This is a genomic window from Staphylococcus coagulans (assembly GCF_022557135.1).
GTDB lineage: Bacteria > Bacillota > Bacilli > Staphylococcales > Staphylococcaceae > Staphylococcus > Staphylococcus coagulans.
Window position 1 is genome coordinate 696,452 of sequence record NZ_CP092966.1, and the last position, 18,687, is coordinate 715,138.

The window sequence follows — 18,687 nt, forward strand, 5'->3', positions numbered from 1 at the left end:
TCAATAGTATAACGTATTATGCATTAATGATGATATATTCGGGTTATATGGGTTGAGATGTAATGATGTCTCAACTCATTTTCTCTATTATCATCAATATTGCGTAATAAAATTTGAGCTTGTCTTAAAGTGATAAGTCGCGATGAAGGAGGTTTCATGATAAAATAAAGCGGTGCGAAGAGGTGAAGAGATGGATACAAGAAATATAAAAATACTAGGCATTATTTCAAATGTTTTACTCGTGCTTGGCGTTTTAATGTTGTTATTTGTAAGTGCTTGGCTGGCTTTAATTTGTTTTATTGTTTCTTTAGGGTTAAGCCTTGTATTATTTAATATGCTATTTCATGGAAATCGAACACTTAAAATTGTAGTCAATGCCTCCTATTTTATCGTGCTCGTTATCGTGATATGCGTTATTTTTGTGACGAGATAGTGTCAATACAAAAAGGAGTCTTTCAAAAATATGAAGCGGTTCATTAAAGAAAAACCATCACGTGCATTGCTGATTTTAATATTAACCATTTTTGCGATTTTACTACTGATTAATGAGACCTCACTATTTAAAAATGACAAAACACATACATTTTCAGAAGCCTATGACAAGCAAGTAAAAGGTGAGGCGTTACATACAAAATCAGAAAGCCATCAATTTGTTAAAGCGTCTCATCAAGACGTTAAAAACGCAATGGAAATTAAACGGAAAGACTCAGATTTGATGTATATGGATTTATCAGAAGCTGTTCAAATGTCTGAAAAAGAAGTCAATCAAATGCTAAAAGGAAAAGGCATTCTTGAAGGACAAGGAAAAGCGTTTCTAGATGCGCAAAATAAGTATGATGTGAATGTCATTTATTTGATTAGTCATGCTCAACTGGAGACTGGAGAAGGCAAATCTGAACTTGCACAAGGCGTTAAGTCAGGAAAGAAAAAATATTTTAATTTCTTTGGTATTGGCGCTTTTGATAGCGACGCAGTTAAAACAGGTTCGAGTTACGCGCAAAAAGCAAATTGGACATCACCCCGTCAGGCGATTATGGGTGGGGCTAAGTTTGTGAGGCAAAACTATTTTGAGAACGGCCAATTGAATTTGTATCAAATGCGTTGGAATCCCAAACAGCCTGCAACAAACCAATATGCGAGTGATATCGACTGGGCGCGGAAAATTGCAGAGCGCATGTCTATTTATTATGAGCAATATGGGATTAAAAAGGATGATATTCGAAAAGACTTTTACCAAAAAGGATAAAATAGAGTTGAACAAATACAAGTGTTTCTTTATCGATTAAGCGTGAGATGTGCGATTTGATAGAAAACGCTATGTATTTGTTCTTTTTTATTTCATCTATTCTATATATTGAGATACAGTACCGACACATAAGCTTTGGAGAAAAGTGAACAGAGATGCAAATATTAAAAATTAAACAAAGTGAGATAGGTGTCTGTGGCATTTTGTGATACACTGATATTTGACTGTAAAGAACGAGGTGAATCATTATGAAGATTGGGATTATAGGTGCAGGCATTGGAGGCTTAACGGCAGCAGTATTGTTAAAAGAGCAAGGCCATGACGTTCACCTATTTGAAAAAGAAGACGCATTAAGAGAAATAGGTGCAGGCATTGGTATCGGTGATAACGTCCTTGTCAAATTAGGCCATCATGATTTAGCGAAAGGTCTGAAAAATACCGGACAAGTACTCCAACAAATGCGCATTTTAGATACAAAAGGGACAGTTTTAAGTCAAGTGACTTTGTCTCAACAATCAACGAATATCACATTATTACGACAAGATTTAATGGATTTAATCACATCCTATGTCGATAAAAAAATACTTCATCTTAATCATTATGTCACTACGGTTGAACGTGTAGCGGAAGGTGTGCGTATTCAATTCGAAAACCATGAAGCAGTCACGGTCGATTTATGTATTGGGGCAGATGGCATACATTCAAAAGTGAGAGACGCAGTACAGCCTAATGTGAAAATCAATTATCAAGGTTATACGTGTTTCCGTGGCGTTGTAGAGGATATGTCTCAATTCGATCATATTGCGGAAGAATACTGGGATAAAAAAGGACGCTTCGGTATCGTACCATTATTAAATGGGCGTGCGTATTGGTTTGCGACTATTAACGCCAAAGAAAATGATGTAGCATACAAACATTTTAACAAGCCTTATTTACAAGCTTATTTTAATCACTTTCCAAACGCTGTTCGGCAAGTGCTCGATCATCAACCAGAGACGGAGATATTACACCACGATATTTATGATTTGAAACCACTCTCAACTTTCGTTTATCAAGAACGTGTAGTATTACTTGGAGATGCTGCACATGCGACGACACCGAATATGGGACAAGGTGCAGGTCAAGCGATGGAAGATGCGATTGTCTTGACTAATGTATTAAAACGTTTTTCAACATTAAGTGAGGCGCTTAAGCGTTATGATCGTTTGCGTGTCAAACATACTAAAAAGGTGATTAAGCAGTCACGTCGAATTGGGCGTATTGCACAATATCAAAATAGTGGGCTTATAGCATTGAGAAATCGTTGTATGAAAATGACTCCGGATCGATTTGTCACTGCACAAACACGGTTTTTATACAAAGCAAAAAGTGAATAACAAAATAAAAGAGCAACCGTAAGACACATTTTAAGTGATCCTTACGGTTGCTTTTATATAGAGCAGGAGAGAAAGCGTATTTATTTCTGTCCCGCTCAGTTATCTTCTACCATTGTATCGTTTGGCATCGTTTTAATCACATGTGTATTAATTTGTTTGAAACACGTCCCCTTTATCAACATGCCTAATATCATGTAAAAGGGTAAAACAATCATAGGATGTTATTTATTCGTTAACGATGTAATCAGGTTTTTCCCCTTTTGCTTTCTTTATCAAGTTATTCGCAACAATTTCAGCCATCATATCTCTTGCTTCGTATGTGGCGTTACCAATATGAGGCGTAATCACGACATTATCTAACGATTTGAGCCCCTCCGTAATTTCAGGTTCAAATTCATAAACGTCTAAAGCAGCCCCTTCGATAGTCTTATTCTGCAAAGCTTCAAGTAAAGCTTGTTCATGCACAATTGGGCCCCGTGACGCATTAATTAAATAACTTGTTGGCTTCATCAATTCTAGCTGTGCTTTATCGATCATATGACGCATTGAAGGATTGTACGCCGCATTGATTGTGACAAAGTCAGCTGTTTTGAGTAAAGTTTCTAAGTCAACATATTGTGCGCCTAATTCTTTCTCTTTTTCAGGTTTTTGATGTGGCCCTGTATATAGAATTTCCATATCAAATCCTTTTGCACGCTGTGCTACGGCTGAACCAATTTCACCTAAGCCAATGATACCGATTTTTTTACCACTAACTTCGCGACCACGGAAAAAGAGGGGAGCCCAGCCGCCAAATCCTTCGTGGCGCATTAATTGATCGCCTTCTGGAATACGACGCGCTACAGCAAGTAAAATACCAAATGTTAATTCAGCAGTTGAGCGTGTAGAAGCTTTGGGTGTATTTGAAACCCCGATGTTTTTAGAACGTGCATAATCGACATCAACATTATTAAAACCTGCACCGTAGTTGGCAATAAATTCTAATTCTGATCCACTATCGATGACCTCTTGATCCACTTCTGTTGAAAGCAGACTCACAAGACCAAAGGCGTCTTTAACGCCCGCTTTAAGTGTTTCTTTATCTATAATACCTTCACCTTCGTACATCTCTACGTCAAAATATGATTTGAGTAATTTTAGTCCTTCTTCTGGAATCGGACCCGCAATAAATACTTTTTTCATGAAATACTCCCACCTTTCACTTCTAGTATATGAAACCCCTTTCTATAATACAAGGATAGCCGTTTAGGTCAGCATACGTAAGCCAATTGCAGAAACAATAATCAAAGTAATAAAACATATTCTTAAAGCGTCTTTAGATTCATGATAAATCCACATGCCTAAAATTGTGCCACCTGCAGTGCCTATGCCAGTCCATATCGCATATGCAGTGCCCATCGGTATCGTTGTCATTGCTAAAGATAAACTAAATAAACTTAATGCAAATGTAACGGCAAGTAATAAGACATAGCGTTTTTGATGTGTTTGGGCGAATTGATTTAACCATAGCACACCTAAAACTTCAAGTAATCCTGCAAATATTAAAGCAATCCAACTCATGCTTGTTCGTTCTCCTTATCTGAGGTTAACTTTAGACCAATGACGCCAGTTAAAAGCAATGTTATCAATAAGATTTTAACAAAACTGATCGTCTCATCGAAAAAGAGCATCCCTACTGTGACCGTTCCCACTGTACCGAGTCCTACAAACACAGCATAAACGCTGCCCACTGGAAGGTGGTTTGAAGCAGAAACCATCATCCAAAAACTTAAGCCTATTAAAGCAATCGTCAAGACCCATTGATAAAAGTGGTGAGAATGATTTAATCCAATCACCCATACCACTTCCAACAGGCCGGCAATAACAACTTTTGCCCATTGCATCTCAAACAACCTCCCTTTTTGCATATAGCACTATGATATAAGAAGTGCAAACAAACGACAACCTCAAAAAATCAGTATGATGATTTTATTAGCGCTAGCAGATGTTCCTTCATTGTTTAAGGGGAAAGGGATAGGACTTAGAGAGGTTAATACATTTAAAGCATTGATATCACTTTAAATATTTTAGTCATTAACACGATGTATTCGTACTTTAATAGAATAACTTTATTTCTATAACGCAGCTCAGTTATGTTGTAGAAAGGTCTAGAAAACATAAAAACCATTGTGGACGCTTGAAGTCGACAATGGTTTTTATCAATTTTATTATTAGATGTGGATATAGTTGTAAGATGCTGCTTCTGAAGCTGAGATTGTACGTGAGCTGACACTGAATGGTCCACCATTATAGTTCATTTCAGAAACAGTTACTGAACCGTCGTTATTGACAGATTCAACGTAAGCAACATGGCCAAAAGGTCCATCATTGGATTGTAAAATAGCGCCTTTTTCTGGGTTATGATCTACTTTGAATCCTGCAGCTGATGCTGAGCTTGCCCAGTTATTAGCATTGCCCCATGTTGAACCAATTTTTCCACCAACTTTGTCATATACATACCAAGTACATTGACCTGCTGTATAAAGATTGCCTGCACTTGTCACACCAGTAGCATGTGTTGAAGTAGAAGTTGTAGTTGTGTTTTGGCCGTATGATGAAGTTTGGTTACTACTTGATTGATAATCATAATTTGTACCATCTGTATTGTAATTATAATTGTAAGAAAAACTGTAATTGTTTTCTGCAGCATCTGCTTGATTGTGTTGAATTCCGACTAAAGCAGCACCCAAGCCTGCCGTTAATGTAGTTGTTGTAGCGATTTTTTTTAACATAATAAAAAGTCCTCCTCAATATTTCTCGTCTATTTGAATTGGTAAAGTTAATTAAGTTTTAAGTTGTTATAAAGAATTAATCGTTCATTCAACGACAATGAACACTTTATCAGAAAATATAGGGTCTGTGTGGAATGTTACAATTTTGTAATTGAATTAAAAAGGCTTTGGGAAAATATGTAATCTTGTCATTTTAAATGAAATATCTTATAAAAACTGTCACTGTCAGTGATACAGACCTCAAAGTATAAATATCAAGTGTAGGACTATTACAGAACTTGTAATATTAAAAATGATTTTGTGATGATCATCTATCATAATTCAACTAGAGAAGCAAATTGTTGGCAGGAGCTTCATTTGAATGCTTCAATTTGCATGGATGGGATGTAACTTAAATAAAGAAGCCTAATCAATTGTAAATCTAAACGTTCCATTAAAGGTAAGACGATTTCTATTGGGATAATATACGCTAAACCATTGATAATAAAGGAATTATAACCAATAAGGAGGAGAATCGATTTGAAATTTTAAACATAATAATGGGGAAGAGAGGGTATGAAGAATAAAGTAGGTAGAAAATAGTGAAATCATTGATAAAACTGTTTTCTTTTTATCGTGGTTCTGTTACGATGCTTGATGAGTCACAAATATGTTGCTCAGTGCTATGGAAGTAAAAAACAGTCGAGAAAGAAGGGTAAACATATGAAAATAGCGGTAGTAGGTTCAGGAAATGGTGCGGTTACAGCAGCTGTTGATATGGTCGATCAAGGACACGAAGTCAAACTTTATTGTCGTAACCAATCTATTAATAAATTTGATAAAGCGATAGAACAAGGCGGCTTTAATTTTTATAATGAAGGTAAAGAAAGTTTTGTAAACTTTACAAATATCAGTGATGACATGGCGTATGTTATAGAGGACGCTGAAATTGTAATGCTATGTATTCCGTCTTCATTTATTGAGTATTATGCTGAATTGATGGCACCGTATATTAAAGATGACCAAATTGTCTTCTTTAATATGGCGGCTGCAATGGGTTCAGCGCGCTTTATGAAAGTATTAGAAGAATATCATTTAGATGTATCGCCAGTATTTGCAGAAGCGAATACGTTAACGTATGGGACACGTGTTGACTTTTCAACAGCGAGTGTCGATTTATCTTTAAATGTACGTAAAGTTTATTTCTCTACTTTTGATAAAGATGATTTAGTTGAGACATTTAAAAAAGTGGAACAAATTTATCCATATATTGTTAAAGAAGAAAGTTTGTGGCGTACAAACTTAGAAAATGGGAATCCAGAAGTACATCCAGGCCCTACATTATTAAATGTTGGACGTATTGACTATAGTGGTGATTTCGCACTTTATAAAGAAGGTATCACAAATCACACTGTACGCTTGCTTCATGCAGTTGAAGTCGAAAGATTAACGCTTGGTCGTAAGCTGGGCTTTGAATTAGAAACAGCTAAAGAAGCACGTATAGAACGGGGTTACTTAGAGCGAGAAATGGAAGATGAGCCACTTAACAAGCTCTTTAACCACAGTCCTGTTTTTTCACGAATCCCAGGACCTAATAAAGTCAATAATCGTTATTTAACAGAAGATATCGCATATGGATTGGTGCTTTGGTCAAGTTTAGGCCGTGAAATCGGTGTCCCAACGCCGAACATAGACGCCATTATTGTGATTGCTTCTACCATTTTAGAACGTGATTTCTTTAATGAAGGGCTAACAATTGAATATTTAGGGAGAGAGAAAGTCGGTCTGATTTCTTACTAAGCGAACAAAGGGGAGCGTGTTGTGTATGAAAAGAAAACCAACTTTAATTGAGTCACTATCAACTATCGTCGTAATGATGATTGTCGTCTGTGTCGGTTTTATTGTGTTTAAAATACCTGTACAGCCTTTACTGATTATTTCAGCTGCGTACGCCTCTTGGATTGCATGGCGTGTTGGTTTACGTTGGAAAGATCTTGAAGAAGGCATTACAGATCGTTTATCTACAGCGATGCCCGCAATTTTTATCATTCTATCCGTAGGGATTATTGTAGGGACGTGGATGTATTCTGGAACGGTGCCTGCATTAATATACTATGGTTTGAAATTTTTAAGTCCGAGTTACTTTTTAGTCTCAGCATTTTTAATTTCAGCGATTTGTTCAGTTGCAACAGGGACAGCATGGGGTTCTGCATCTACAGCTGGTATTGCATTAATGGCAATTGCTTTAAACATGGATATTCCAGCTGGTATGGCAGCAGGTGCAATTATTTCAGGTGCTGTGTTCGGTGATAAAATGTCACCACTCTCAGATACAACAAATCTGGCTGCTTTAGTTACACGTGTTAACATATTCAGTCATATCAAGCATATGATATGGACCACGGTACCAGCTTCAATTATCGGCTTGATTGTCTGGCATATTGCGTCGAGTGGCTTTGCTGTTCAAGCTAAGGAAAGTCAAGTCAATGGTCTGCTTAAAGATATCGAAGCGATGTACCATATTAATTTCTTCATCTGGTTACCTTTAATCGCAATTATCATTTGTTTAGTGGCTAAAATTTCAACTGTACCATCGATGCTCATTTCAAGTGTTGTTGCGATATTGGTAGGTTGGCTTGATCACGGATTTAAATTGCAAAATGGTTTTATCGCAACTTTTAATGGTTTTAGTAAAGATATGTTAGTCACACAATCTGATTTATCTAAAAAGGCGATTAGCTTAATTGAACAAGGTGGCATGATGAGCATGACACAAATCATCGTCACGATATTTTGTGGTTATGCCTTTGCGGGTATTGTTGAAAAAACAGGTTGTTTAGATGTCTTACTACATCGTATTTCAAAAAATGTCAATACAGTGGGTCAGTTGATTCTTGTCACGGTCATCGGTGGATTAATGATGGTATTAGCAGCCGGTGTTGCATCAGTTGTTATTATTATGGTTGGTGTACTGATGATGCAACTTTATGACAAGATGGGGCTAGATCGTGTTAACTTGTCTCGAACACTGGAAGATTCAGGTACGATGATTATTCCACTTATCCCTTGGGGCACATCAGGTATTTATTATACACAACAGTTAGGTGTTGGTGTCGGTGAGTTCTTTGTTTGGGCAGTCCCTTGTTATTTATGTGTCATGATTGCTGTATTTTATGGCTTTACAGGGATTGGCATTAAAAAGAAAGCGCAAGCTTAAAGGCTTTGATTTTAATGAAATCTTGCTATGATATAACATAAAAATAAAACATAACAGTTAGAATTTATTCGAGGAGTGAAACAATGAAATCATAACGATGACATTGTCGCTCCTTGTTTTTTGTAAAGGGGACATTGAAAAGAATGTGGTGCCTTTTTATAAAATATAGTGCATATGTTATAAAAATGAGCATGAAATATGTTTTAACTCTTGCAAAAAAGGAAATATATTAAATATAAATGAGGTGATTCCATGTTTTACTTAATAGTTCTTGTAGCGATGTCACTATTATGGTTTGGGATTCACCGATACATCAACCATGATGAACAACAATTAAAAAGTCCTTCAATATTATTTTGGGTTATCAGCCTTATATTGTATTTTGTAGCGATTGTACTTTATAAGGCAGGTACCCTTAATTTGTATGAACGTATCCATGAAGCCATATTAATCACGCTATTTGGCTTGATTGTGGCTTGGACGTATTCACATTTGTATCGGTCGATTGACACAATCGTATATACCATTATGATCGTCGTTTTGACGCTACTAATGGCATTTTCACGTATCCCAAGCCTTTTTGTCACTGGCTCCATATCAATAATGCTCATTGTTCGATTGTTATTAACAGCGGTGTTTGTAGGCATTGGTATTCATGTCGTTTACAAACAAATCAAAGCTAAAAACATGGAAAACTTTCCGCTGTTATATTTATTCGCATTTGGATATTGGATTACGATTGCATATTGGTTTTAAAAAAAGGTTTGGGCGATTGCACCCAAACCTTTTTTTAAATGATATTGTAATTAGTGAATGAAGTTATAACCAGCAGCTTGGCTTGCTGAAATTGTACGTGAAGTTACAACACCAGGTCCGTGACCGTAGTTCATTTCTGAAACTGTAACTGAACCATTGCTGTTTACTGATTCAACGTATGCAACGTGACCAAATGCACCTGAAGTTGATTGCATAATAGCACCAGCTGATGGACGATTATTTACAGTGTAACCAGCGGCAGCAGCAGCGCTTGCCCAGTTATTTGCGTTGCCCCATGTAGAACCGATTTTACCACCTACGCGATCAAATACGTAGTAAGTACATTGACCAGCAGTGTATAAGTTTGTACCAGCTGAACCGTTTGAGATTGAACGCGTTGATGTGCTTGTTGTTTGGTAAGAACGTGAAGCATTGTTTGCTGTTTGGTAAGAACGTGTTGTTGATTCTGAGTAGTTATATGATGCTCTAGGTGCACTGTATGTTTGACGTGGCGCAGCATAAGTTGCACCAGTGTAGTGATGATTTGTATTATCTTCTGCTGTGTAGTAGTTTGCAGATGCGTTTCCACCGTTGAATTGAGCTGGTGACCAGTTACCTTCCCATTGGAAGTGGTAGTTACCTTGTTGGTCGATTGTGTAGCTGTAGCTATATGAAGTTGGGTCGTTCGGGTTGTATCCACCATTGTATTCTGCAGCGTCTGCATCTTGACCGTGTGCTAAAGTGAAAGCAGCGACACCTGCTGTAGCGATTGTAGTCGTAGCGATTAATTTTTTCATGTTAAAAAATCCTCCTGAAAAATGTTTAAGATTATAAGTTAAATTCACTAAGTGTGAAGTGTAAGTTTAATAATTTGTAAATCCCATTGGCGTTTGCTTAACAACGATATTTACTGTAACAGAAAATAAAACGCTTGTGTAGCGCTTATTTAATTTGTAATGTTTAAGAAAACATGAGAATCTGATTGTAATAAAGACAAACGCCAAGAACCTTGTCACTAAAGGGTTTTGGATACCCTTAACAAATACTTAACAAATTTCATAAAGGTTCTGTCATAAAACTGTAATATGATTACAAAAGTATTGCGATATAAACGTTTTTTAAGTAGTGAACAAGGATAATATTTAGTAAAAATCTACACATTTGAAATTTGAGCCTATATTTAGATCGATGAATTAAAAAAAGGAACGCTAATGACAGTGTAAATATCATTTTAAAAAGTGCACACATAAAAATTGAAAATAAGCAGTTAGAAAACCGACATGAAAAAAATTGAATTTAAAAATTTAACAAAATATCCAAAAACTTCCTATTATATTGTTTGTATTAAAATGAATTGTTAACTTATTACTCATTTATCTCATTATCACGTTAGCGAGGTACACACCAACCGAAATAATTGCCTCTGTAAGTTCCTATATAGATAGTGAATTAATCAGCATACGTTATTTAACTTTTGTGCTTATTTTGAGACCTTTGATAAGGTTTAAAGGAAGAGAAAATCATAGTTGTTGACAATAATAAAAGACTAAGCTATGATACTAGTATAAATTTTATATTTGAAAGGTGGTGCCTGTATTGAAAATAGAATTAGGATTAACGTCATTTGCTGATAACCAAGAAATGCATACAGAAAATGGTGTCATTCCGGCAATTTCAAATGCAGAGCGTATACGAAATATTGTCGAAGAAATCAAATTGGCAGATGAGGTAGGCTTGGATGTATATGGTCTAGGAGAACATCATCGACCTGATTATGCGGTATCAAGTCCAACAACAGTTTTGGCTGCCGCTGCACCGCTTACGAAAAAAATCAAACTAGCTTCCGCTGTGACAGTCTTATCGTCAGATGATCCTGTAAGAGTATATCAACAATTTGCGACACTTGATGGATTATCTAATGGACGTGCTGAAATCATGGCCGGTCGAGGTTCATTTATTGAATCTTTCCCATTATTTGGTTACGACCTTAAAGACTATGAAGCATTGTTTGATGAAAAATTAGATTTATTGCTCAACATTAATCGTAATGAAATTGTGCATTGGGAAGGCCATCTAAGACCAAGTATTGAAGGTTTAGGCGTCTATCCACGTGCGGTTCAAAAAGAATTACCTATTTGGTTAGCAACAGGAGGCACACCTGAATCATCACTTAAAGCGGGTGCTTTAGGTTTACCTATTACGTATGCGATAATTGGTGGTAGTCCGAGACGATTCAGACGTAATATTGCGATGTATAAAGCCATCGCTGAATCAAAAGGTTTTCCAGCATATCAACTTCAAATCTCAACACACTCATGGGGTTATGTTGCTGATACGGATGAACAGGCACAACGTGAATTTTATCCTGCTGTAGAAGCACATCATAATGTGTTAGCGAAAGAGCGGGGTTGGCCAGCATTTTCAAATGAACACTTTTTATCTGAAATTGGTCCGGATGGTGCGATGTATGTTGGAAGCCCAGAAACTGTCGCACAAAAAATTATTGATACTGTAGAGTCATTAGAATTAACAAGATTCATGTTGCATCTGCCTATAGGTTCTATGCCACATGAAAGAACGATGCATGCAATTCGACTTTTTGGGGAAAAGGTAAAACCTATCGTCGATGCATATTTTGAAAACAAATAAGGAGGAATTTGAAATGATCTTAAGATATGTTACAAATTTAAAAGCTGCGAAATCTTTATTCGATGCGGCACAACCCAAATTAAAAGGTGACGAAGGTATGAAAGAAGCGTTCAAAACGTTCAAATTACCTGAAGGAATGGTAAAAGTAATCGGAACTATAGAACTAATAGCTTCTGGTTTATTCGTCGCAAGTCTTTTCCATAAACGTATTTCACAAGCTGCGTCTTTATTATCAATCGGTGTTTTAGTAGGTGCTATTTATAAACACTTTGAAGCAGGTCAAGGAAAAGAAGGCGCGCAACATGCGATTGATGTAGCTACATTAGCTGGCTTGAGTCTTGTTGATACATTGACTTCTAAAAAGTAAGCATTTGTGTATCTGATAGTAAAGTATTATTAAAAAAATAATGTTATAAATCATTTCTGATTAGTTAATAACGTATTGTCTCAAATATTTATTTACTATTTATTTAACCTACAAAGTATTTTACTTTGTAGGTTATTATTTTTCTTATATTTACGTTTATTTATTTTTGACGAGTAATAAGACATTTGCACAAAACTCAAATGCTAATTATTTAAACTAGATCATTAAAAATAATTTTTTGGGAATCTATAAATCGGTCGCAATAGGCTTTTTATATCTACTTTTATTTGGTAAAGAAAATATATCAAAATTTTTTTCAGAAAGCTAACTCATAAAGTAATTGAAAAATTTACTGATTCGGTTTAAAATATAAATGTTAAAATATTAAATTTCCAAGTTAATATAGTTGTGAGTAGAATTAGACATTGTACCTATACATCTTGGATTGCATCTATAGGGGGTAAGCGAATGGAAAAATACCGTATCAAAAATATGAAAGAACTTATGGCAATTAGTTTTACGACGAAAGGAATCTATGCACAAATTAAAAAGAAGTATGCGCTAACATACGAAGAATTATTTATTCTGACGTTTATATTAGAAAATAAGCATTCTATTTATAATGTAAAAGACATTATTAAAGCTTCAAAGTTCAAACCATACTACATTACAAAGGCTATGCAAAAATTGAAAGATTATGGTTTTCTAACTAAGAAACGTAATGAGCATGATGAACGTACTGTGATCATTGAAGTGTCTGAAGAGCAGTATACAAAAATTGAAGCATTATTTAATGAAATTGAAGCATTGTTGTAAATGTAAGTTCTTTATAAATGAATCATTTTGAATGGAAGCAAAAACTTGTGGAAGTGAAAGAGAGATATTAACTTGAGAATTTGAATATTTTAAACCATTTAAAATACGAAATTTCAGAGCAATATTCACGGCATCTTACTTTTAAGAGATGACGTTTGAGATGGGCGCTTCAAACTTTTTAGTAATATGTATGATTTGTGTGGATTAACATGAAAGGGACTGGAACCATAGTCAACGACAGGAAGCAAATTTAAATATTTGTTTCCTGTCGTTTTTTATATTTATACGATGTGCGATACAGAGGGATAGGCAACGAACTGGATTTATACTATAATGTTGAGTGAGTAGCTAAGAAATAAAAAGATTGAGAGGTTTTGGTTATGAAATCTGTGTTAATTCAGTCTGAAATTCAAAAAGAATGGGTAGCTAAATTAGAAGCACATCGAGAGCAATTAGAAGAGAATGCACATCGTAATGATATCGAAAGCCGCTTTCCATATGAAAATGTTCAATGGCTCGTTGATGAAGGTTATAGTCAATTGACTTTACCAGTCGCTTATGGCGGTAGAGGGGCAACATTAGAGGATATGACCGTCATTCAAACTGTTTTGGGTTCAATTGATGGCGCTACAGCTTTATCAATCGGATGGCATGTCGGCTTAATCGGAGAACTGTATGAAGGACGTCTATGGGACGATGCGATACTCGAACTTTTGGCAGAAGCGGTCAAACAAGGTGCGCTCGTTAACCGTGCAGTCAGCGAAGCAGAAACAGGGAGTCCTACTAGAGGGGGCCGTCCTGCAACATTTGCACAATTTGATGGGACTCACTATGTTTTAAATGGTGTGAAGACATTCACGTCTATGAGTCGAGCACTCAGTCATGTCGTCGTTGCCGCTTATATACCTGACCGAGAAAAAGTTGGATTTTTCTTAATAAAAAAAGATGCAGAAGGACTAGAAGTTGCAGATAATTGGAATATGGTCGGCATGCGCGCAACTGAAAGCCATGATTTAATCTTAAACGATGTAAAAGTAGAATCTAAATTTTTAGTTGAGATTAAAGGAGAAGGCCCTAAATTTCAAAACGGATGGTTGCTCCATATTCCAGCTACATATCTTGGGATTGCGCAAGCAGCGCGTGATGAAGCATTAAAATTTGCTTTAACCCACCAGCCTAATAGTATCGAAACGCCAATTTCTGAATTGCCTGTCGTTCAACAAAATATTGGGAAAATGGAAACAAAATTGTTGAGTGCGAGACACTTGTTATGGAGTACAGCAAAAGCATACACAGACTTAAGTGAGAAAGATGAAATCAGTAACGAAACCGCTGCGAGCAAAGTTGTAGTGATGAATGAAGGTTTAGAGGTCGTTGATCTTGCTATGCGGATTATAGGTGCTAAAAGTTTGGAGATGGATCGTCCGATTCAACGTTATTATCGCGATATGCGTGCAGGTTTACACAACCCGCCAATGGAAGATCTTGCTTACACTCAAATTGCTAAAAAAGCATTAAGCTTATTTCAAAGCGACTGACACTTCACATTGAATTCTAAAATATTTGAAGTTCTAGTTTTGTCGCGTTATGCCTAGAGTAATAGCTAAAAATGAATGCAGCGTGCAGACAGCGTGATACAGAGTTTAGAGACTCAGATGTTTGATGATTGAACATTCAAAGTTATGGAATGCAATTTTGATTAAACTTTAAAAAATTATGTTATAGTTTATGTTGTAATTTATTCAAACAACTACAACGGAGGTTTACAAAATGGCAGATGAAAGTAAATTTGATCAAGCAAAAGGAAACATCAAAGAAACAGTAGGAAATATCTCTGGCAATAAAGAATTAGAACAAGAAGGTAAAGAAGATAAAGCGGCTGGAAAAATTAAAGAAGTCGCTGAAAATGCGAAAGATAAAGTGAACGATCTTGTAGATAAATTTAAAAAATAAGCCACTTAGTGATAAGTCAATTGAGCCATTTCAATGAAGTTGGCTAAAATATGAATGAAAAATATATTTTTTTTGAGAGTAAGATGGATCATCTATCGTTTTTAGATGACGTCTTACTCTTTTTAAATAGTTTTAAAAGGATATGTGACATCTGAAAGTAGCGTCAAAATTTAAAAGTTAGTGTATCACACTTTAATTGTCTATTGATACTTTTGTGAATACTTTATATAATATGAGGACATCAAATGGACAGAGGAGAATGCTAATATGCGATATCTTTTAGTGGGCATAGGGGGTATCTTTACATTACTTGGGTTTGCAGGGGCCGTGTTACCATTGTTACCTACAACACCTTTTTTATTAGTGGCTGTACTCTGTTTCGCAAAGAGCTCGGACCGTTTTCATGATTGGCTCATCCAAACGACTATTTATAAAGCGTATATCGAGGATTTTCGTCGCTATCGTGGCTACACAATGAAAAAGAAAATTCAATTGTTAGTGAGTTTATATATTGTCGTCGGTTTTTCAATATGGACGATGGATATGCCAATGATTCGGTTGGGGTTAATGGTGATGGTCATTCTTCAAACAATCGTACTTTTTACTTTTGTTAAGACATTGCCAAAGCAGCATGAAGTAGAGCGTAATCGTACGCTTAACGTAAATGAGATAGATTAATATGAATATGTCAAAAATAGAGTGAGTTAGAAATCTTGTGAGGCAAAGTGAGATTTTTAGCTTACTCTTTTTATTGATGTGGTTATTATATAGTGCGCACGCTTTTTAGAAACTTTACATTTTCAAATCGGTAATTTTTATTAAGTTAAAAAATATTTTAAAAAAAGATTGCCTTAAAAATGTATCCACTATATAATAATGATAATCGTTATCAATTGGAGGGCGAATAAATGAAAAAATTATGGTTACCATTATTGGCAATCTTGCTTGTTTTATCTGCTTGTGGCCAAAATGGAGGACAAAATAGCAAAAATGATACAAAATCTTTTGCATTAAAAACAGCAAAAGGTGAAGATAAAGTGGATATTCCTAAAAATCCAAAACGCATCGTTGTACTTGCGCCGACTTATGCAGGCGGTTTGAAGTATTTGGGAGGAAAGATTGTAGGGGTTTCTGATCAAATAACACAAAGTCCTGTGCTGTCAAAAGAATTCAAAGATGTGGACAAAGTAGGCGCGGAAGATGTGGAAAAAGTTGCGACTTTGAAACCTGATTTAATCATCACATACAACACTGATAAAAATACAGACAAGTTGAAAAAGATTGCACCAACACTTGCTTTTGATTACGGGCAATACGATTATTTAGAGCAACAAAAAGCAATGGGTGAAATTTTAGGTAAATCAGCTGAAGCGGAAAAATGGATTAAAGATTGGAAAGCTCAAACTGAAAAAGATGGTAAAGAAATTAAAAAACAATTAGGTGACAACACATCAGTTTCTATTGTCGAAGATTTTGATAAAAAACTTTATGCATATGGTAAAAACTGGGGAAGAGGCAGTGAAGTAATTTATCAAGCATTTGGTTTGAAAATGCCTGAGGCTTTAGAAAAAGCAACTGAAAAAGAAGGTTGGAAAGAGATTTCTAAAGAAGAAATTGACAAATACGCCGGTGACTATGTGATTACTGCAAAAGTAAAAGATGCTGCAAAACCAGAATTCCAAAATACGTCAATTTGGAATAACTTGCCAGCAGTTAAACAACATCATGCATTCGATGTAGATTCACAAGTCTATTGGTATAATGATCCTTATTCATTAGATGTAATTCGAAAAGACTTAAAGAAACAATTATTAGCACATCAATAGAGCGAAGTTAAACTTAGAGCGTTAAAAGACGATGAAATTCATCATAAAATAATAAGCACTAAGATGATTGGAAGAACAATAATCATCTTAGTGCTTTTTCATATTTTGAGCATTTATCACCGTATTAAATCATTATTTTACTTTTCTTTCGTATGTGATTGCACCATTTTTATCGAAAATCGTAAGACCAGAAATGTCTTTATTTGGCGCAGGAATTATAAGACTGGCGATATAAGCAGTCACAAAGGCTGTAATAAAAGCAATAATCGATACATAAAATGGGGAACCTGCACCGCCAACACCTTGTAAGAAGTAGCTGACAATGACAGCGATGATGATGCCAATAATTACACCAACGCCATGTGTACGTTTAGTGAAAATACCTACGGCAAAAATACCAGCAATCGGTACCCCGAAGAGACCAGTAATCAATAAGAATAAATCCCATACATCATTAGAGTTTGCGGCAATAAGGTATAAAGAAATCAACATGCCAAGCAGACCGACTACAATAGTGGCAAGTCGTGCAAAACGTACTTCTGCTTCCTCGCTTTTTTTACCAAAGAACCGTTGTTTAATATCGACTGATAAACAAGCAGCCATAGAATTTAAGCTCGATGAAATCGTTGATTGTGCAGCAGCGAAGATAGCAGCAATCATTAATCCAGCTACAAAAGGTGGCATTTCAGTTAAGATAAAATAAGGCACGATAGAAGAGGTATTAAAATCTTTTGGGAGCGTCGTATGATGCGTATAAAAAACAAATAAGACAGTCCCCATGCCATAAAATAACGGTGCTGAGATCATAGCTAGAAGGCCATTTGTCCATAAAGAATGTGAAGTTTCTTTAAGTGATTCAGAGGCCTGATAACGTTGTACCACGTCTTGACTTGCTGTATATTGTTGTAAATTATTAAAAATACTTCCTAAAAAGATGATTGGAATGGCTGCTGATGCGGCGGTGAATTTCCAATTGTCTGCGCTGATGAGTTTTTGTTTGTCAACAGCCTCATTGACTACAGTGCCCCAGCCACCATCGATATGAACGATACCAATAATGATAATGACCAGTGCACCGCCTAGTAAAATTACACCTTGAATAAAGTCACTCCAAACGACGCCTTCAAAACCACCTAAAAATGTATAAACAATACAAAGCACGCCGACTAAACTCGCAACGAGATATGGATTAATATCGGATACAGCTGTAATTGCGAGTGTTGGCAAATAGATAACGATTGCGACACGTCCTAAATGGAAAAGTACAAATAATAAAGAACCTAAAACACGAACCGCTGGATTAAAACGTGCTTCTAAATATTCATAAGCAGATGTAATCTTTAACTTTTTGAAAAAAGGAATATAAAAATAGATTAACAATGGAATAATTGCAACGATTGCAACATTACCTGCAATATAAGACCAATCAGTTAAATAAGATTTTTCGGGTGTAGACATAAAAGTAATGGCACTTAGTGTTGTCGCATAAATAGAGAACCCTACGACCCAAGAAGGCAGTCGACCACTTGCGGTAAAAAAGCTATTTGTATCTTTACCCGCTCGCTTAGTAAAGAATGCTCCAATACCTAACATTAACAATAAATAACAAAGTAATGCTACCCAATTCCAAAATCCAAATCCGATTGTATGCATATTAATGACACCTCTCATTTTGTTTTAAAATAAATTAAATAATTAGTAAGCGCTTACAAATAAGTGTAAAAAAGAGAG

Annotated in this window: 19 protein-coding genes; 13 read left to right on the forward strand and 6 right to left on the reverse strand. The window is 35.7% G+C overall.

Annotation, left to right across the window (positions count from 1 at the left end; genetic code table 11):
* Window positions 1-190 precede the first annotated feature (190 nt).
* From KM149_RS03010 to KM149_RS03020, 3 genes are all read left to right on the forward strand, one after another.
* Window positions 191-433 (forward strand): hypothetical protein, encoded by a 243-nt coding sequence (locus tag KM149_RS03010; RefSeq protein ID WP_016426292.1) that lies wholly within the window; start codon window positions 191-193, stop codon window positions 431-433.
* Between the two features lie 30 nt (window positions 434-463).
* The gene (locus tag KM149_RS03015) at window positions 464-1,246 is read left to right on the forward strand and encodes an N-acetylglucosaminidase (protein WP_214970932.1); all 783 of its coding nucleotides are present in this window, start codon (window positions 464-466) and stop codon (window positions 1,244-1,246) included.
* 248 nt (window positions 1,247-1,494) lie between these two features.
* Complete coding sequence (locus KM149_RS03020; RefSeq protein WP_241415520.1) at window positions 1,495-2,622, forward strand: FAD-dependent monooxygenase; 1,128 nt, start codon at window positions 1,495-1,497, stop codon at window positions 2,620-2,622.
* A 225-nt stretch (window positions 2,623-2,847) separates the two neighbouring features.
* On the opposite strand, the gene KM149_RS03025 is transcribed toward KM149_RS03020, so the two are convergent.
* The 4 genes from KM149_RS03025 to KM149_RS03040 all read right to left on the reverse strand — a co-directional run bounded on the left by KM149_RS03025 (window position 2,848) and on the right by KM149_RS03040 (window position 5,393).
* Window positions 2,848-3,804 (reverse strand): NAD(P)-dependent oxidoreductase, encoded by a 957-nt coding sequence (locus KM149_RS03025; RefSeq protein ID WP_214970925.1) that lies wholly within the window; start codon window positions 3,802-3,804, stop codon window positions 2,848-2,850.
* Between the two features lie 63 nt (window positions 3,805-3,867).
* A complete protein-coding gene (locus KM149_RS03030) occupies window positions 3,868-4,182 on the reverse strand; it encodes a DMT family transporter (RefSeq protein ID WP_050345283.1) in 315 nt (104 codons plus the stop codon).
* Window positions 4,179-4,505: a DMT family transporter gene (locus tag KM149_RS03035; RefSeq protein WP_214970921.1), complete on the reverse strand. Its 327-nt coding sequence runs from the start codon at window positions 4,503-4,505 to the stop codon at window positions 4,179-4,181. The genes KM149_RS03030 and KM149_RS03035 overlap by 4 nt, the downstream gene beginning before the upstream one ends.
* A gap of 327 nt (window positions 4,506-4,832) precedes the next feature.
* Complete coding sequence (locus KM149_RS03040) at window positions 4,833-5,393, reverse strand: CHAP domain-containing protein (protein ID WP_060829512.1); 561 nt, start codon at window positions 5,391-5,393, stop codon at window positions 4,833-4,835.
* Window positions 5,394-6,095: 702 nt separating this feature from the next.
* Between KM149_RS03040 and KM149_RS03045 the strand changes: the two genes are divergently transcribed.
* The 3 genes from KM149_RS03045 to KM149_RS03055 all read left to right on the forward strand — a co-directional run bounded on the left by KM149_RS03045 (window position 6,096) and on the right by KM149_RS03055 (window position 9,345).
* Window positions 6,096-7,172: an NAD/NADP-dependent octopine/nopaline dehydrogenase family protein gene (locus KM149_RS03045; protein WP_060829513.1), complete on the forward strand. Its 1,077-nt coding sequence runs from the start codon at window positions 6,096-6,098 to the stop codon at window positions 7,170-7,172.
* A gap of 25 nt (window positions 7,173-7,197) precedes the next feature.
* On the forward strand, window positions 7,198-8,589 hold the full coding sequence (gene nhaC, locus KM149_RS03050) for a Na+/H+ antiporter NhaC (protein ID WP_214970918.1): 1,392 nt from the start codon (window positions 7,198-7,200) through the stop codon (window positions 8,587-8,589).
* Between the two features lie 252 nt (window positions 8,590-8,841).
* Window positions 8,842-9,345: a hypothetical protein gene (locus tag KM149_RS03055; protein ID WP_231909494.1), complete on the forward strand. Its 504-nt coding sequence runs from the start codon at window positions 8,842-8,844 to the stop codon at window positions 9,343-9,345.
* 50 nt (window positions 9,346-9,395) lie between these two features.
* On the opposite strand, the gene KM149_RS03060 is transcribed toward KM149_RS03055, so the two are convergent.
* Complete coding sequence (locus KM149_RS03060) at window positions 9,396-10,142, reverse strand: CHAP domain-containing protein (RefSeq protein WP_214970915.1); 747 nt, start codon at window positions 10,140-10,142, stop codon at window positions 9,396-9,398.
* Window positions 10,143-10,941: 799 nt separating this feature from the next.
* Between KM149_RS03060 and KM149_RS03065 the strand changes: the two genes are divergently transcribed.
* The 7 genes from KM149_RS03065 (at window position 10,942) to KM149_RS03095 (ending at window position 16,956) form a co-directional block, all read left to right on the forward strand.
* The gene (locus KM149_RS03065; RefSeq protein WP_103356136.1) at window positions 10,942-11,994 is read left to right on the forward strand and encodes an LLM class flavin-dependent oxidoreductase; all 1,053 of its coding nucleotides are present in this window, start codon (window positions 10,942-10,944) and stop codon (window positions 11,992-11,994) included.
* A gap of 13 nt (window positions 11,995-12,007) precedes the next feature.
* Window positions 12,008-12,361 carry a DoxX family protein gene (locus KM149_RS03070; RefSeq protein WP_050330178.1) on the forward strand — a complete coding sequence of 118 codons (354 nt, stop codon included), beginning with the start codon at window positions 12,008-12,010 and terminating at the stop codon, window positions 12,359-12,361.
* 468 nt (window positions 12,362-12,829) lie between these two features.
* The gene (locus tag KM149_RS03075; protein WP_050330179.1) at window positions 12,830-13,177 is read left to right on the forward strand and encodes a transcriptional regulator, SarA/Rot family; all 348 of its coding nucleotides are present in this window, start codon (window positions 12,830-12,832) and stop codon (window positions 13,175-13,177) included.
* A 380-nt stretch (window positions 13,178-13,557) separates the two neighbouring features.
* Complete coding sequence (locus KM149_RS03080) at window positions 13,558-14,715, forward strand: acyl-CoA dehydrogenase family protein (RefSeq protein WP_214970913.1); 1,158 nt, start codon at window positions 13,558-13,560, stop codon at window positions 14,713-14,715.
* A gap of 232 nt (window positions 14,716-14,947) precedes the next feature.
* Window positions 14,948-15,130, forward strand: a complete 183-nt coding sequence (locus tag KM149_RS03085; protein ID WP_060829518.1) for a CsbD family protein — start codon at window positions 14,948-14,950, stop codon at window positions 15,128-15,130.
* 267 nt (window positions 15,131-15,397) lie between these two features.
* Entirely contained in the window at window positions 15,398-15,808 is a 411-nt protein-coding gene (locus KM149_RS03090; protein ID WP_060829519.1) for a YbaN family protein, read from the forward strand.
* Between the two features lie 230 nt (window positions 15,809-16,038).
* Window positions 16,039-16,956, forward strand: a complete 918-nt coding sequence (locus tag KM149_RS03095) for an ABC transporter substrate-binding protein (RefSeq protein WP_165546064.1) — start codon at window positions 16,039-16,041, stop codon at window positions 16,954-16,956.
* Between the two features lie 132 nt (window positions 16,957-17,088).
* On the opposite strand, the gene KM149_RS03100 is transcribed toward KM149_RS03095, so the two are convergent.
* Entirely contained in the window at window positions 17,089-18,609 is a 1,521-nt protein-coding gene (locus tag KM149_RS03100) for a sodium:solute symporter family protein (protein WP_103356286.1), read from the reverse strand.
* Window positions 18,610-18,687: the final 78 nt, after the last annotated feature.